This window comes from Mesorhizobium sp. (genome assembly GCF_965229135.1).
GTDB lineage: Bacteria > Pseudomonadota > Alphaproteobacteria > Rhizobiales > Rhizobiaceae > Mesorhizobium.
Genome location: NZ_OZ245860.1, coordinates 4,368,948 through 4,382,376, shown reverse-complemented (window position 1 = coordinate 4,382,376; position 13,429 = coordinate 4,368,948). Strand labels below are relative to the sequence as shown.

General features: G+C 63.4%; 13 protein-coding genes. 1 reads left to right on the top strand and 12 read right to left on the bottom strand.

All coding sequences use genetic code 11. The annotated features are described in order from the left end of the window. The 3 genes from ACO07C_RS20900 to ACO07C_RS20890 all read right to left on the bottom strand — a co-directional run bounded on the left by ACO07C_RS20900 (position 1) and on the right by ACO07C_RS20890 (position 3,770). On the bottom strand, positions 1–1,098 hold the full coding sequence (locus ACO07C_RS20900) for a putative B6 ABC transporter permease subunit 2 (RefSeq protein ID WP_421916051.1): 1,098 nt from the start codon (positions 1,096–1,098) through the stop codon (positions 1–3). Next, positions 1,095–2,663 (bottom strand): putative B6 ABC transporter ATP-binding protein, encoded by a 1,569-nt coding sequence (locus ACO07C_RS20895; RefSeq protein WP_421916050.1) that lies wholly within the window; start codon positions 2,661–2,663, stop codon positions 1,095–1,097. Before ACO07C_RS20895 ends, ACO07C_RS20900 begins: the two co-directional genes overlap by 4 nt. A gap of 78 nt (positions 2,664–2,741) precedes the next feature. Then, positions 2,742–3,770: a putative B6 ABC transporter substrate-binding protein gene (locus tag ACO07C_RS20890; protein ID WP_421916049.1), complete on the bottom strand. Its 1,029-nt coding sequence runs from the start codon at positions 3,768–3,770 to the stop codon at positions 2,742–2,744. Between the two features lie 98 nt (positions 3,771–3,868). Between ACO07C_RS20890 and ACO07C_RS20885 the strand changes: the two genes are divergently transcribed. Further along, complete coding sequence (locus ACO07C_RS20885) at positions 3,869–4,294, top strand: hypothetical protein (RefSeq protein ID WP_421916048.1); 426 nt, start codon at positions 3,869–3,871, stop codon at positions 4,292–4,294. 36 nt (positions 4,295–4,330) lie between these two features. Here the strand turns inward: ACO07C_RS20885 and ACO07C_RS20880 are convergent, their stop codons facing one another. From ACO07C_RS20880 to ACO07C_RS20840, 9 genes are all read right to left on the bottom strand, one after another. Beyond that, positions 4,331–5,341 (bottom strand): ABC transporter substrate-binding protein, encoded by a 1,011-nt coding sequence (locus ACO07C_RS20880; RefSeq protein WP_421916047.1) that lies wholly within the window; start codon positions 5,339–5,341, stop codon positions 4,331–4,333. A 37-nt stretch (positions 5,342–5,378) separates the two neighbouring features. After that, the gene (locus tag ACO07C_RS20875) at positions 5,379–6,194 is read right to left on the bottom strand and encodes an ABC transporter permease (protein WP_421916046.1); all 816 of its coding nucleotides are present in this window, start codon (positions 6,192–6,194) and stop codon (positions 5,379–5,381) included. Beyond that, positions 6,191–7,021, bottom strand: a complete 831-nt coding sequence (locus ACO07C_RS20870) for an ABC transporter ATP-binding protein (RefSeq protein ID WP_421916045.1) — start codon at positions 7,019–7,021, stop codon at positions 6,191–6,193. The genes ACO07C_RS20875 and ACO07C_RS20870 overlap by 4 nt, the downstream gene beginning before the upstream one ends. A gap of 121 nt (positions 7,022–7,142) precedes the next feature. After that, positions 7,143–8,072, bottom strand: a complete 930-nt coding sequence (gene fhmpcd1, locus ACO07C_RS20865) for a 5-formyl-3-hydroxy-2-methylpyridine 4-carboxylate 5-dehydrogenase (protein ID WP_421917579.1) — start codon at positions 8,070–8,072, stop codon at positions 7,143–7,145. Continuing rightward, positions 8,072–8,692 (bottom strand): glutathione S-transferase family protein, encoded by a 621-nt coding sequence (locus tag ACO07C_RS20860; RefSeq protein WP_421916044.1) that lies wholly within the window; start codon positions 8,690–8,692, stop codon positions 8,072–8,074. Before ACO07C_RS20860 ends, fhmpcd1 begins: the two co-directional genes overlap by 1 nt. A 26-nt stretch (positions 8,693–8,718) precedes the next feature. Then, complete coding sequence (locus tag ACO07C_RS20855) at positions 8,719–9,126, bottom strand: RidA family protein (RefSeq protein ID WP_421916043.1); 408 nt, start codon at positions 9,124–9,126, stop codon at positions 8,719–8,721. Positions 9,127–9,135: 9 nt separating this feature from the next. After that, positions 9,136–10,263: an LVIVD repeat-containing protein gene (locus tag ACO07C_RS20850; protein WP_421916042.1), complete on the bottom strand. Its 1,128-nt coding sequence runs from the start codon at positions 10,261–10,263 to the stop codon at positions 9,136–9,138. An 84-nt stretch (positions 10,264–10,347) separates the two neighbouring features. Next, entirely contained in the window at positions 10,348–11,499 is a 1,152-nt protein-coding gene (locus tag ACO07C_RS20845; protein ID WP_421916041.1) for a cupin domain-containing protein, read from the bottom strand. 289 nt (positions 11,500–11,788) lie between these two features. Continuing rightward, positions 11,789–13,417 carry a GMC family oxidoreductase gene (locus ACO07C_RS20840; protein WP_421916040.1) on the bottom strand — a complete coding sequence of 543 codons (1,629 nt, stop codon included), beginning with the start codon at positions 13,415–13,417 and terminating at the stop codon, positions 11,789–11,791. Between the last annotated feature and the right edge of the window lie 12 nt (positions 13,418–13,429).

Below are 13,429 nucleotides of genomic sequence, written 5' to 3'. Positions count from 1 at the left end.
TCAGGCCTTTCTCGACTGGTTGTAGCGATGGTCGACATATTCGGCGAGAGCCAGCACGATCAGCACGATGGAGACCAGCACCAGCGTGAAATGATTGGGCACGCCAAGCCGCCGCGCCGCGCTCTCGCCGCCGATCGACAGCACCGAAAGCAGGAACACGAAGCCTATCGCCGCAAAGCCGTTCATGCGGGCGAGGAACACGGCGGGAATGACGGCAAGGCCGTAGGCCGGGTTCCAGTCGGCGCGGACATTGCCCTGCACGCCGATGATGTCGACGGCGCCGGCAAGACCCGCGAGCCCCGCCGAAATGGCGAAGACCGCGATGGTCAAGCCAGGCACTCCAAGCCCCGAATGAACCGCCGCGCGCGGATTGGCGCCGACGATCCTGAGCTTCAGCCCGAACGCCGTGCGCGTCATTACCAGGTGCACGATGATGATCGCGGCCAATCCCAGCAGGAGCCCGCTGGTAATGGTCGTATCGAACAGGCGCGGCAAGCGGTCCTCCACCGGCAGCGTGCGGGTCTGCGGCACGGTCGTGGAGGGATCGCGAAACACCAGCTTGACCAGCACATTGGCCAGTGAGGTGCCGAGGAACGTCATCATCAGCGTGGTGATGATCTCGTTGACGCCCTGATAGGCGCGCAGCAGCGCCGGCACCAGAGACCAGACCATCGCCACCGCCATGGCGATGAGAAACGCGCAGAACAGGGCCAGCCAGGCCGGCATGATCTCAACGAGCACGGGAGCGCTCGCTGCCGCCGTCACCGCGCCGAGCAGGAACTGTCCATCCCCGCCCAGATTCCACATGCCGGCGCGAAAGGCGACGATCAGGCCTGCGGCAAGAAACAGCAGCGGGGCCATGCGCGTCAGTGTCTGCTGGATACCGAGCGGCGACAACAGGCCTTTCTCCAGCACATAGCCATAATAGGCGAGCGGATCGACGCCGACGGCCAGCAGGATGCAGCCGGCGATGACCAGGGCGGCAAGGATGGGCCCAAGCGTCATCAGCAGGCGGTGCAGGATGTCGCGGCGCGTCGCCGCCCCGCTCGTGGCGTCGAGGGCCGTGGCGCTGGCGGTGGGTGCGGTGTCGATGCTCATGCGGCAAGTCCGATCATCAGGCGGCCGACCTTCGTGCGGGCATCGTCGGCATTCGCGACCGTGCCGACCAGGGCTCCGTTCGCGATCACCGCGATGCGGTCGCACATGCTGAGCAACTCCTCGAGGTCGGTGGAAATCAGCAGCACGGCAAGGCCGCGCGCGGCAGTGTCGCGGATGCGCTGGCGCGACGCCAATGTGTTGGCAAGATCGAGCCCATAGGTCGGCTTGTTGAAGATGACGACTTTCGCGCCTTCGGCCAGCTCACGCGCCAGGAGGACCTTCTGGATGTTGCCGCCGGACAGGCGGGCGACCGGCGTCTTCAGGCTTGGCGTGCGCACATCATATTCGCGCACCAACTGCGCGGCGCGTTTGTCGATCTCGGCGCGCTGTTCGACACCGTTGCGCCAGAACGGCGCCGCGCCGACCTGCTTGAGGAAGAAGTTGATCGAGACCGGGAACGTGCCGACCGTCCCCTCGCCCAACCGGTCATCGGTCAGGTAGCGCAAGCCGCGCTCGCGACGCTCGCCGACGCTGAGCGACTCGATGGCGTTGCCGTCCAGACGAACCGAACCGCCGGTCGCAGCCCGCTGGCCAGCCAGAGCTTCCGCCAGTTGCTTCTGACCGTTGCCGTCGATGCCGGCGATGCCGAGAATCTCGCCCGGACGAATGTCGAACGAGATCGACGACAGGCCCGGCGCATTGTCGGTCGGCGCGACCGCCAGATCCGCGACCTGAAGCAGCGGGGGAGCATCGGTCCGCGCCGTGCGGACGGGACGCTCCACCGCTTCCGGATCGTCCTTCTGCTTGCCGAACATCAGCTCCACGATCTCGGAGATGACCTCCTGTTCGCCCAGTGCGCGAAACCGCTCGGGGGGGATTTCGCCAACCTTGCGGCCAAGCTTCAGCACCGAGATGCGGTCGCCAAAGGCCGCCGCTTCCTTGAGCTTGTGGGTGATGAAGACGATCGCCAGCCCCTGCGCGACGAGGCGGCGCATCAGCGCGCCCAGTTCGTCTATGCCCTTGGGCGTCAGCATCGAGGTGGATTCGTCAAGGATCAGCAGCCGACTGTTGCGCACCATGGCGCGCAGGATTTCGACCTGCTGCTGCTCGCCGAGCGACAGCTCCGAGACCTTGGCATGCAGCTTCACCGTGATGCCAAGGCTGCTGGTGATTTCGGCGACGCGCGCCTCGAGCTCCTCGGTCCTGGGGCGCTGCCACCAAGGTCCACCGAGCAACAGGTTCTCGGCCACCGTCAGCGTCGGCACCAGCATCATGTGCTGGAACACGGTTCCAATGCCGAGCGCCAGGGCATGGCGCGGCGAAGAGATCGGCGTCGGCTTGCCGTCGACCAGTATGCGTCCCTCGTCCGGTTGCTGGAGGCCCGATAGCATGCCGATCAGCGTGGATTTTCCAGCACCATTCTCGCCGAGCAGCACATGCACCTCGCCCGGACGGATCGACAGATCGATGCTGTCGTTGGCGACGATGCCAGGAAAGCGTTTGGTCACGCCTTCAAGCGCGACGATGTCGCGCCTGTCGACGGGCGATGAAGAAAGACTGCTCATGAAAGCCCAGCACTAAAAAACGGGAATCGTCCGGAGGGGCGAACCGATCGCCCCTCCGGCAGCTGACTTTTGATCGCGTTACTGGGCGACGCTTGTCATCAGCGCCCTGACGGCGGCCGCGTCAAACACCGGATCGACCTTGATCTTGCCGGAGATGACGTCTTCGCGCACCGCCTGGATTTCAGCCCAGACATTGTCCGGGATCGCGGCGGTCTTCAGGAGCTTGACCGAGTCGTCCTTGAGGCCGATCGCATAGTGCTTGGTGCCGAACGTGTCGGCCTTGAGGTCGGCGATCATCGCCGCATAGACCGGCTCGATGTTCCACACCACCGATGACAGCAGGAAGCCCTTGTCGATCGGCGACTTGTCGCCGATGACGTCTATGAAATAGACCTTGCCGCCATCGGCGGCCTTGGTGGTCTCGACCGCCTGCAGCATGCCGAAGCTCGAACCATTGCCCTGGCCGAAGATGATGTCGGCGCCTGACGCGATCACGCTTTCGGTGACGCGCTTGCCGCCGGCCGCATCGCTGTAGGCAGCCGGTCCGATCACCGCGTAGGTGATCTTGACGGCCGGATTCTCGGCCTTGACACCCTGTGCGAATGCCGCCGACTGCGAGTTCCACGACGGGGGTTCACCCGAGACAACGATGCCGACCGACTTCGAGCGCGACATCTTGGCGGCAAGACGGCCGGCAAGATAGGCACCCTGGTGACCGCTCAGCGTGTAGTCGGCGACGAGGCCCTTCTCCAGGCCGTTGGGGGTGTCGACGATCGCCACCGGAACTTTCAATTCCTTGGCGATTTCAGGCGCCGAGGTATTGTAGCCGCTGGCGTGCGCGATCAGCAGGCTGGCGCCATCGGACGCCAGTTCCCGCAGGGTCGGACGAACGTCGCCATAGCCGAGGCCCTGGGCGACGACCACTTCGACGCCGGCGGCCTTGCCCGCCGCCTTCGCGGCATCGATGCCCTGCTGGTTCCAGCCATAATCCGTGCCTTCTTCGGGCGTCAGGATGGCGATCGACTTGACTTCGCCGGCGAACGCGCCGCCGAGCAAGACACCGCTCAGTATAATTGCACTTACACTGCTCTTAAGAAGCTTTAACATGTTACCCTCTCTGTTGATTGCCAATCAATATTCTTATTGTTATTGCGCGGAAGCGAGATAGACTGCCCGTACAAATTTACCTACGGAGCTCAGGCAAAGTGAAAATTCGTTATGTTCTCCCGGTGCTGCTGGCGTTCACATCCCTCGCCAACGCGGTTGAGTTGCACCATGTCATCGTACGCAAAGGCACCGATGGGCTCGCCATGGTGCCGCTGACGATTTCGAATGCGGGCAAGGAAGGTGTGTCCTGCAACGCCGACTTTGCCCACTGGTATTCGGCCGGGATCGCGACGGTTGAACCCGGCAAGAGCGCTCGCGTAGAGCTCTGGTTCGATCCCAAGACCGGCACGTTTACCATCCTTAACGACAAGCGTGAGAACCTGCCCGTCGAACGGATTTGGTGTGGCCTGTCGGGCCGCGCATACGCCACCCGCGTGCAGATCACGCTCGACCGTACCGATGCGGCCAAGGGTGCGCGCGCCCTGTCCTGCAATGTCGAGCAGGACAGCCTGGTCTGCCGGTAGGCGCTCATCGACCTGCCCGCTCGAACATCGCTCGTCCTATTCCTTCGCCAGGAACTTGTCGGTGAAGACGTCGTCCGCCGACAGCGAGGCCTTGAGCACGCCCTGATCGGTGAGCGTCTTCAGGGTCTCCTCCCATTGGGTCTTGGTCATCCAGCCGAGGCCATGTTCCTTGGTGTCGGGACTGGTGAAGGTCGAGGCGATGTCGGCATTGATCTGCGCCAGGAGCACGTCCTTCTTGTCGGCATAGCCTGGGGCAGCCTTGGCGGTGATCTCGGCTGCCTCTTCGGGATGTGCCACGACATAGTCGAAGGCCTCCCTGTAAGCCTTGACAAAGCGGGCGACGACTTCCGGCTTGTCCTTGATCATCTTCTCCGAGGTGAACAGGCCGGAGCCATAGGCTTTCCAACCATGATCAGCGCCCAGCATGATGCTGAGCGAGCCGGGGCCGCCGGCTTTGGCCTCAAGTTCGGGAACCTCGGCGTCGACATAGCCGACCACCGTCTGGACCCGGCCCAGGAGCAGGTAGCTTTCGTAGGGCGGCGAGACGCTGTTCAGCGTCATGTCCTTCTCGGTCAGGCCGTTGGCGGCCAGGAAGCCCTTGAAGAAGATGTAGGTCGACCCGGCGGGATGAATGCCTATCGTCAGGCCCTTGAGGTCGGCCGGCTTGGCAAGCTTGACCGTCTTGGCCAGCGAAATGATCGCCAGCGGCGAGTGCTGATTGACGGCCGCGAGCGCCACGACAGGCACATTCTGCGATCGCGCGACGGCTAGCGTGGGCAGATCGCCAAAACCGAAATCCGCGTTCTCATTGCCCACCAGCCGCATGGCGTCGGGCGAACCCGAGCCCTTGCGGATCTCGGAAACGTCGATGTCGTTCTTGGCGAAAAACCCCTTTTCCTTGCCGACGAAGAACATGGCGTGGTTGCCGCGCACCACCCAGTCGAGCTGGACGCTGACCTTGTCGGCCGCCAGGGCCGCATTCGAGAAACCGATGGCACCGACACATGCCGCAAGCGCGGCTGCCTTGATGAGTGAGCGTCTAAGCATTGATCGATCCTTCTTCACGTTGGCTGGCCCAGGAAACCTAGGCGTGGCTGAATTTCGGTGCCCAGGGCACCACGATGCGTTCGAGAATCTCGGCGGCGTAGTAGAAGGCGATGCCCAGTATCGAGACGAGCAGCAGCGCCGCGAACACCAGTGCCGTGTCGAGTTGGGTGGAGGCGAACTGGATGACGTAGCCGAGCCCATCCGAAGCGCCGGCGAACTCGCCAACGATCGCGCCGATGACGCTCAGGGTCGCCGCGATCTTGGTGCCGGCCATCAGGTTGGGCAGCGAATGCGGGACACGGATCCTGAACAGGATCTGCGTTTGACTGGCGCCGACCGAATTCATCAGCGACAGCAGCGAGCGGTCGACCGACTGCATGCCCGCCAGCATCGACAGCGTCACCGGAAAGAAGGCGATGACCAGGATCAGGCCGATCTTGGGCGCCAGCCCATAGCCGAACCAGAGGATGAAGATCGGCGCCAGCGCCACCTTGGGCACGTTCTGGAACAGCACGACAAGCGGATAGAGCGCGCGCCCCAGCCAGTCGAAGCGCACGATGACCAGCGCAATGGCAACGCCGACCACGACCGAAACCACGAAACCGAACAGGATTTCGCCCGCCGTCACCAGTGTCGCCTGCATCAGCGTTGCCCATTGCGCGACCAGGGATTTCGCGATCTCGGACGGGGCGGGAATGATGAAAGCGGATATGGCGAAGATGCGTACGGCGGCTTCCCAGGCAACGATCGTCACCAGCAGGAGGATGACCGCCGGAAGCCAGCTGCCTGTGGCGGCACTCCAGTTGGAGGCGGGCCGCGGCTCGGAAAGATTGGTGACGGGTTGATCGCTCACGACGCGCCTCCCGGCTGATGGCTGGCGCGCAGCATGGTCCGCAGCTGAACCACCAGCCTGACGAATTCCGGGTCTTCCGTAACGGTCAGGTCGCGCGGATAGGGCAGGCCGATGTCGAGGCTTTCGGTGATGCGCCCCGGCTTGATCCCCAGGACATGAACGTGACGAGACAGATGGATGGCCTCGTCGATGGAATGGGTGACGAGCACGATCGTCTTGCCGGTGCGCTGCCAGATCTCCAGCAGCGACTGGCCCATCGAATCGCGGGTGATGGCGTCCAACGCGCCGAACGGCTCGTCCATCAAGAGCACCGCCGGGTCGAGCGCCAGCGCGCGGGCGATGGCAACCCGCTGGCGCATGCCGCCCGACAATTCGTTGGGCCGCTTGTGGGCGCTGTCGCCCAGCCCCACCAGTTCCAGCATCTCCTGTCCGCGCGCCCGCAAATCCGCGCGCGATAGCGACTTGTCGGCAATGCCGAGCAGCATCGACGCATTGTCGACGGCATTCTTCCACGGCAGCAGATTGGCGTCCTGGAAGACGAGGCCGATCATGCGCTTGCGCGCAGCCTCGACAGGCGAAAGCCCGGCGATCGAAACGCTGCCGCTTGTCGGATTGACCAGTCCCGCCAACACCTTGAGCAAGGTGCTCTTGCCGCAGCCGGAAGGACCGATGAGAGACACGAATGATCCCTTGGGCACCGAAAGATCGATGTTCTGAAGCACCAGTTGCTTGGCCATGACCACCGACACGCCCTTGGCCGAGATCAGGTCGTCATGGCGGATATGGGCTGGCCTGCCGCCGGCGGCGCGAATGGTTTCAATGCGCATGGCCGGCCTCGCGCATTGTCTTCGACCGCGCCCTCTGGCCAGCGGAGGCGCACCTCGCACAAACGGCCGCCCGGAAGAAGTCTCCAACCCGGCCAGCCTCGTGCACCTTGTGTACCATCGCCTACTCCCGGCCTTCCAGGATGCGCCGCACCGCGACGAGCTTGCGCGCCCGTTCCGCCTGCAGCGCCTTGGTCTGCTCGGGCGTATAGGAGAACATGCCCTCGCCCGACTTGATGCCGAACTTCGACGCGTTGGTCTTCTCCAGCACCATGTCAGCGACATCGTCGCGGTTGGAAAGGTCCGCGTTCAGGAAGGACGAGACGGACTTGTAGATGTCCAGCCCCGCCATATCGAGCAGCGCCATCGGGCCGATCACGGCGATCTTGTAGCCGATGCCCCAGGACACGCAGGTGTCGAGGTCTTCCGGCTCGATGACGCCGCGTTCGACGAGGTCTACCGCCTCGCGCAGCAGGGCATAAAGCACGCGGTTCTCGACGAAGCCCGGAACGTCCTTCTTCACCACCACCGGCAGCAGGCCGATCGAGCGGATCAGGTCGCGGATAACGGCCACGGTTCGCGGGGCCGTCTTCTCGCCGGCGATCACCTCGATCATAGGGATGATGTGCGGCGGGTTCGACCAGTGCATGCCCACCATCCGCTCGGGATGCGAGATATGCGCCTGCAGCTTGGTGATCGGGATTCCCGACGTATCGGATGCGACGATGACCTCCGGACCGATCAGCGGATCGATGTCGCGATAGGTCTGAGCCTTGATGTCGATATTCTCTGGAACGTTCTCGATGACGAGTTCGGCGCCTTCGACGGCCTCGGCGATCGTCTCCACGAACCGCACGCTACCCGCGCCGGCTTCGGGCGCCTTGATGTCGAGACGGTCGAGCACGCCGCCGGCGAGATCGAACATGCCGCGGGCACGCTCGACGGCCGCCGGCGCAACGTCGTACGCCGTGACATCGAGCCCGCCGCGCGAAAGCCGCGCGGCAATGCCCGGACCCATCGTGCCTAGTCCGATGAGGGCGGCGCGCTTGATCATCATGCGGCCTTTGCAGGCGTGGCAGTGGTTGCCGCCTTGAAGGCGGGGCGTGCGGCGATCGCGGCGACCCAACGCTCCAGATTGGGCATCGACGGCCGCTCGATCTTGAAATCGACGCAACGCTTCAGGATCGGCGCGCAGGCGATGTCGGCAAGGGTCAGCTTGCCGAGCGCCAGGAAATCCTTGCCGGCAAGATGGCCGTCGACGATCTTGAGCTGCGCGACGAGGTCCTTGACCTGTTCCTTGTACTCGGAGGTCTGTTCTTCCGGCGTCAGCTTGGCGCCCTTGAAGGCAGCGAGATAACCGGGATTGACGGCGGCCAGCAGGAAATCCATCCAGCGCTCGACCTCGGTCTTTTCCGCCGGCGTGGCGCCGGTCAGGTGCTCGCCGCCGACAGCCGCCAGATAACGCAGGATGGTGTTGGACTCCCATATCACGGTGTCGCCATCGACCAGTGTCGGCACCTTGGAGGTAGGGTTGAGAGCCTTGTATTCCGCCGTCTGCGTGTTCTCGAACTGGCGGCCGTAGTCCTCGCGCGTGTACGCGGCGCCAAGCTCCTCCAGCATGAAGAGCACCTTCTGGACGTTGCCTGATGTCTGGCGGCCTAAAAGCTTGTACATGTCGTCTCCTCGCTTGTGGTCGTGTCCTACTTGCCGGCAGGCAGCGGCTTGTAGACGATGGCGTCCATTTCGATCTTGGTGTTGATGACGGCCTTCGCTTCGACGGTCGTGCGCGCCAGCACCGCGTCGCCAATGCCTTCGAGGAACGCCTTGTTGTAGCGGCCGAAGTCGCGCGTATCCTCGAGATAGGTGGTGATCCTGACCACATCCGACAGCGTCGCGCCTTCGTCGGCTATGACACGCGCGATCGTCTTCAGCGTCGCCAGGGTTTCTTCCTCGATCGTGCCGCTGATCATGTTGTTGTTCTCGTCCTTCGGCACCTGGCCCGAGACGAAAATGAAGTCTCCTGCCCGCACCGCCGGATGAAACGGCAGGTTCGGGTTCTTCTTGCCAATCGCATAGTGCGTCGCTGATTTTTTGCCGCTGTCGCTCAATGCCCACTCCTACAGAACAGTCGTCTCGATAATGTCTACCCCACGGATTCGGTCGATCAGATAGACGATGCCACGATGGTCGATGGTCACGTCGTTGGATGAGGAACGCTCGGCGCCTGCCGGCGCGTCGGGCATGTAATGGCCGACTTCCTTCGGCGCGAACGGGTCGGCGATGTCGACCAGCCGGAGCCCCTGGGCGAACCATGCGAATGGAATGATCGTACCCGTGAACCGTTCGGACGGCTGGTGGCAGCCGGTCATCTGCGGCTGCGGCGAGCCATCCACATCGAGGCCCGGCACCTGGAAGGTCGAGATGGGCAACGGGTTGGTCTCGTCGGTGATGTCGTAGATCCAGGTAAAGGCGGGCGCCGACGGCCGCAGCTTGGCAACATCCTCATCCGCCACCACCATGATGTTGCGGCCCTTGAGCGGCTGCGGGATCGGCAGGCAGGTGTGAGTGGGATGCGGGAAGCTCGGGCTCGAATTGACGTGCGAGACCAGCTTCGGCTTCGTCATGTCCGAAATGTCGAGGATGAACAGGCCATGGTGCCAGTAGCTGACATAGAGCCGGTCGCCCATGCGCAATGGATGATGGCAGCGCGGCGTGACATAGTCGTGCCAGGGATACTCTTCGCCGCCGCCCGTCCACTGGCCGGGAATCCACCAGCGCCCGACCTCCACCGGATGTGCCGGATCGATGAGGTCCAGGATCATCACGATGTTGCCGACATAGCCGTCGGCGGTCGGCGAGATGTAGGCGTAGCGGCCGTCGAAATCGTAGCGGTGGACGCCCTTGCCGCCGGTCAGCCATTTCGAGATCAACTTCGGCTGCGCCGGCTTGGTGGTGTCGTAGAGCGCCAGCCCACCGCCGAAATCGGCGGGACCTTCATTGCCGAAGCGCTCGTGGTTGATGATCATCAGCCCGTCCTTGGCGCGCACCTTGTGCGAGTGCCAGCCGGGCGGAACATCGATCGTGGTTATCTTGCGGGGATTGCGCGGGTCGGAAATGTCGACGAGCGTCGTGCCGCTCGGCGGCCGCATATGGCCGATATAGAGGATATTGCCGTCGATCCAGACCTGGCCGCCGCCCGGGCAATCCACATGGCCGATTTGCTTGGTGTTGAACGCGGAGACCAAATGCGTACGCCCTTGCTGCTGAAACGTGATTTCCGATGCCCGCGCCGCCGGTAGCGGCGCGGCATTGCCTGCCGAAGGGCAGGATCAGGCGAGGCGGAGAAGGTCGCCGGCCTGGTTGCGGCCCCAACGCTTGTAGAGAAGCAGCGCCTTCTGCGTCGGCGCATCGGTGGCGCCGAAGAAGATCACCGGCTCGGTCGAAGAGCCGTTGACATGCTCGACCCATGATCCGCCAGGGATGGCGATGGTGTCGAACTGGTTCCAGTCGTAGCGCTTGCCGTCGATGATCGAATGGCCGTTGCCGCAGAAAGGCGCCAGCAGCAGGCTGGCGGTCTCGCGCTGCGGCAGCGTCTTCTCGCCGGGGCGCAGCATCTGGACGTAGAAGTTGATGGTGCGGAACACCGGCCCGCCGGTGGTCGGATCGACATAGTCGATGACGATGCCTTCATGGGGGTCGCCGTCCCAATCCTTGTGGGCGTCGAGAACCGCTTCCATCTTCTCCCAGCGATAGACATACATCGGCGACGACAGGCCGCCACCGCGCTTGTGGTCGACGAAACGCGGCATCAGGCCGCCCTCGCCATAGATGCGCTGCGAATAGTCGCTCGGATAGCGCGCGGTCTGCACCTTCTTCTCGACTTCCTTGCCGTCGACCATCTCGGTGTATTTGTGATCGAAATGCACGGCATGCAGCGTCTCGACCAGCGGCAGGTCGAGCACCGAAAGGTTGACCGCCTGTTCGCCGCCCACCGTGCCGTGATTGTGCCAGGCGTCGTTGGGCGTCAGCACCATGTCACCGGGGCCGAAGACCACGTCCTCGCCCTCGACGCCGGTGAAGTTGCCCTTGCCGGTCAGGCCGAAGCGGATGGCGCTCGGCGAATGCTTGTGCGGCGGCATGATCTCGTCCGGATCGTTCAGACGATAGGCGGTGTACATCGTGCTGACCGAGGCGCGCTTGGGCGCAAGGCCGGGATTGACCAGGATCAGCGACCGGCGCTCGCTGTCGTCCATGGTCACCAGTTCGGCGGCGCGCTGCAGCAGCGGCTCGATGTCCGAATAGGACCAGACGAACGGAACCGCCTTCGATGTCGCCATCAACTGTTTGATCTCGTCATGATCGACGCCTTCCGACGTTGCCCAGAAGGGAAACATGTTCTTTGCATAGAGGGCATCATAGAGGCCCTTGAGCGCTGCTTTCTTGTTGGTGAGCGTATCGTTGGCTGGCTGCGCCATGGACATGTCGGACACCTCTCGTCGCGAGGAAAATGCTTCTAACCAACTCAACCGTATTCGCATTGGTTTTACTCGACAATCCCAAAAATGCGAATTTTTGAAGTTTCTGGTTGAGGCTCGCTCTTTGTAGAAAAATGCCTCAAAACAGGCAAAAGTCGGCGATAACAGCACATAAAATGCGCAAATTCGGCGAACAGCGCCGAATCCAACGGCCGCACGAAGCCACACGGCAGATCAACCAAGTCAGATTTTCAATCTCAACCAAAGGAACTTGGTTGCATTTCGGTCGCTGTTATCAGGCAGCCACGCTCTGCCGAGCGCGGCTGCGGATCAGATCGGCGGCCTTTTCGGCGATCATGATGACCGCCGCATTGATGTTGCCGCATACGAGATCCGGCATCACCGAGGCGTCCACGGCGCGAAGGCCGGCAATGCCGCGCACGCGCAATTCCGGATCGACCACCGAAGCCGGATCGACCCCCATGCGGCAGGTGCCGGCCGGATGATGCACTGTGATCGATGTCTTGCGGATATGCTCGTCGATCTCGTCGTCGCTCTCGCATTTCGGACCCGGGAAGAATTCCGCGCCGACGAACGGCACCATGGACGCTTGCGCGGCGAGGTTGCGCGCAACGCGAAAGCCGGCGCGCAGCGATTGCCAGTCACGCGGCGAGGACAGGAAGTTCTGGTGGATGAGCGGCGCGGCGAGCGGGTCGCTCGACGCCAGCTTGACGCTGCCCCGGCTGTCCGGCTGGACGGCGACGACGCGCGTTGCGAAGCCGTCGGCGAACGGCGCCTTGAACGGCGCCATATACGGCCATGCCCCCAGAGGGGCGGCGGTGAAAAGCAGCTGAACGTCCGGCAGCGGCCGGCTCGCATCGCTTTTCAGGAACGCAACGACCCCGCCCGGCACATCGGCCGAAAAGCCCCTGCCGGTGAGATAGGTCTTGACGAAATCCAGGCCGATGCGATCCGCCCGCATCATCTTGAGGAATGGCCCTGGCTGCTTGCGCCGGTACATCAGGATGACCGAAACATGGTCCTGCAAATTCTTGCCGACCTGGGGACGATCGACCTTCGTCTCGATACCATGCGCGGCAAGCTCGGCAGCGTCGCCAATTCCAGACAGCATCAGCAGTTGCGGCGTGTTGATGACGCCGCCGGCAAGCAGGACCTCGCGCCGCGCGAACACCTCGTGCCCCGCCCCGCCCTTGGTATAGGCTATGCCGGTGGCGCGCCCATCCTTGAGCAGGATCCTCGTCGCCATCGCGCCGGTCAGCACCCGCACGTTGCCCCGGCGCATGGCGGGCCGCAGATAGGCGGAGGCGGTCGAGCAGCGACGGCCATTGGCGATGGTCATCTGCAGGCGGCCAAAGCCCTCCTGGATAGCGCCGTTATAGTCGTCGGTCTGCGGGTACCCGGCATCCCTGCTTGCCGTGGCGAAAGCGTCGATCAGCTCATCCTTGTAGCGGCAGAACTGGGTGTTGAGCGGCCCGTCGCCGCCGCGATACTGGCTTGCGCCCTTTTCCCAGCGCTCCTGCTTCTTGAAATAGGGCAGCACCTTGTCGAAGCCCCAATCGGTCAGCCCGCTCGCCGCCCAGCGATCGTAATCGCCGCGATTGCCGCGGACATAGGCCATGGCATTGGTGGAGGAGGAACCGCCAATGACCTTGCCGCGCGCGCATTCGACCTTGCGTCCGCCGACATTGGCCTCGGGTTCGCAGAAATACATCCAGTCGTGACGCCGTTCGGTCAGGATCTTGCCCCAGCCGAGCGGAATATGGATCATCGGATCGCGGTCCCAATCGCCCGCCTCCAGCAGCAGGACCGATACGGAAGGGTCTTCGCTCAGCCGATTTGCCAGCACGCACCCCGCCGATCCCGCGCCGACAATGACGTAGTCGAAGGTTTCGCCAGCCGGCATGGTTTATCCTCG

Bases quoted from the DNA above. Each gene is read 5' to 3' on its own strand.
- ACO07C_RS20900 (WP_421916051.1), bottom strand. From the start codon at position 1,098: ATGAGCATCGACACCGCACCCACCGCCAGCGCCACGGCCCTCGACGCC.
- ACO07C_RS20895 (WP_421916050.1), bottom strand. From the start codon at position 2,663: ATGAGCAGTCTTTCTTCATCGCCCGTCGACAGGCGCGACATCGTCGCG.
- ACO07C_RS20890 (WP_421916049.1), bottom strand. From the start codon at position 3,770: ATGTTAAAGCTTCTTAAGAGCAGTGTAAGTGCAATTATACTGAGCGGT.
- ACO07C_RS20880 (WP_421916047.1), bottom strand. From the start codon at position 5,341: ATGCTTAGACGCTCACTCATCAAGGCAGCCGCGCTTGCGGCATGTGTC.
- ACO07C_RS20870 (WP_421916045.1), bottom strand. From the start codon at position 7,021: ATGCGCATTGAAACCATTCGCGCCGCCGGCGGCAGGCCAGCCCATATC.
- fhmpcd1 (WP_421917579.1), bottom strand. From the start codon at position 8,072: ATGATCAAGCGCGCCGCCCTCATCGGACTAGGCACGATGGGTCCGGGC.
- ACO07C_RS20860 (WP_421916044.1), bottom strand. From the start codon at position 8,692: ATGTACAAGCTTTTAGGCCGCCAGACATCAGGCAACGTCCAGAAGGTG.
- ACO07C_RS20845 (WP_421916041.1), bottom strand. From the start codon at position 11,499: ATGTCCATGGCGCAGCCAGCCAACGATACGCTCACCAACAAGAAAGCA.
- ACO07C_RS20840 (WP_421916040.1), bottom strand. From the start codon at position 13,417: ATGCCGGCTGGCGAAACCTTCGACTACGTCATTGTCGGCGCGGGATCG.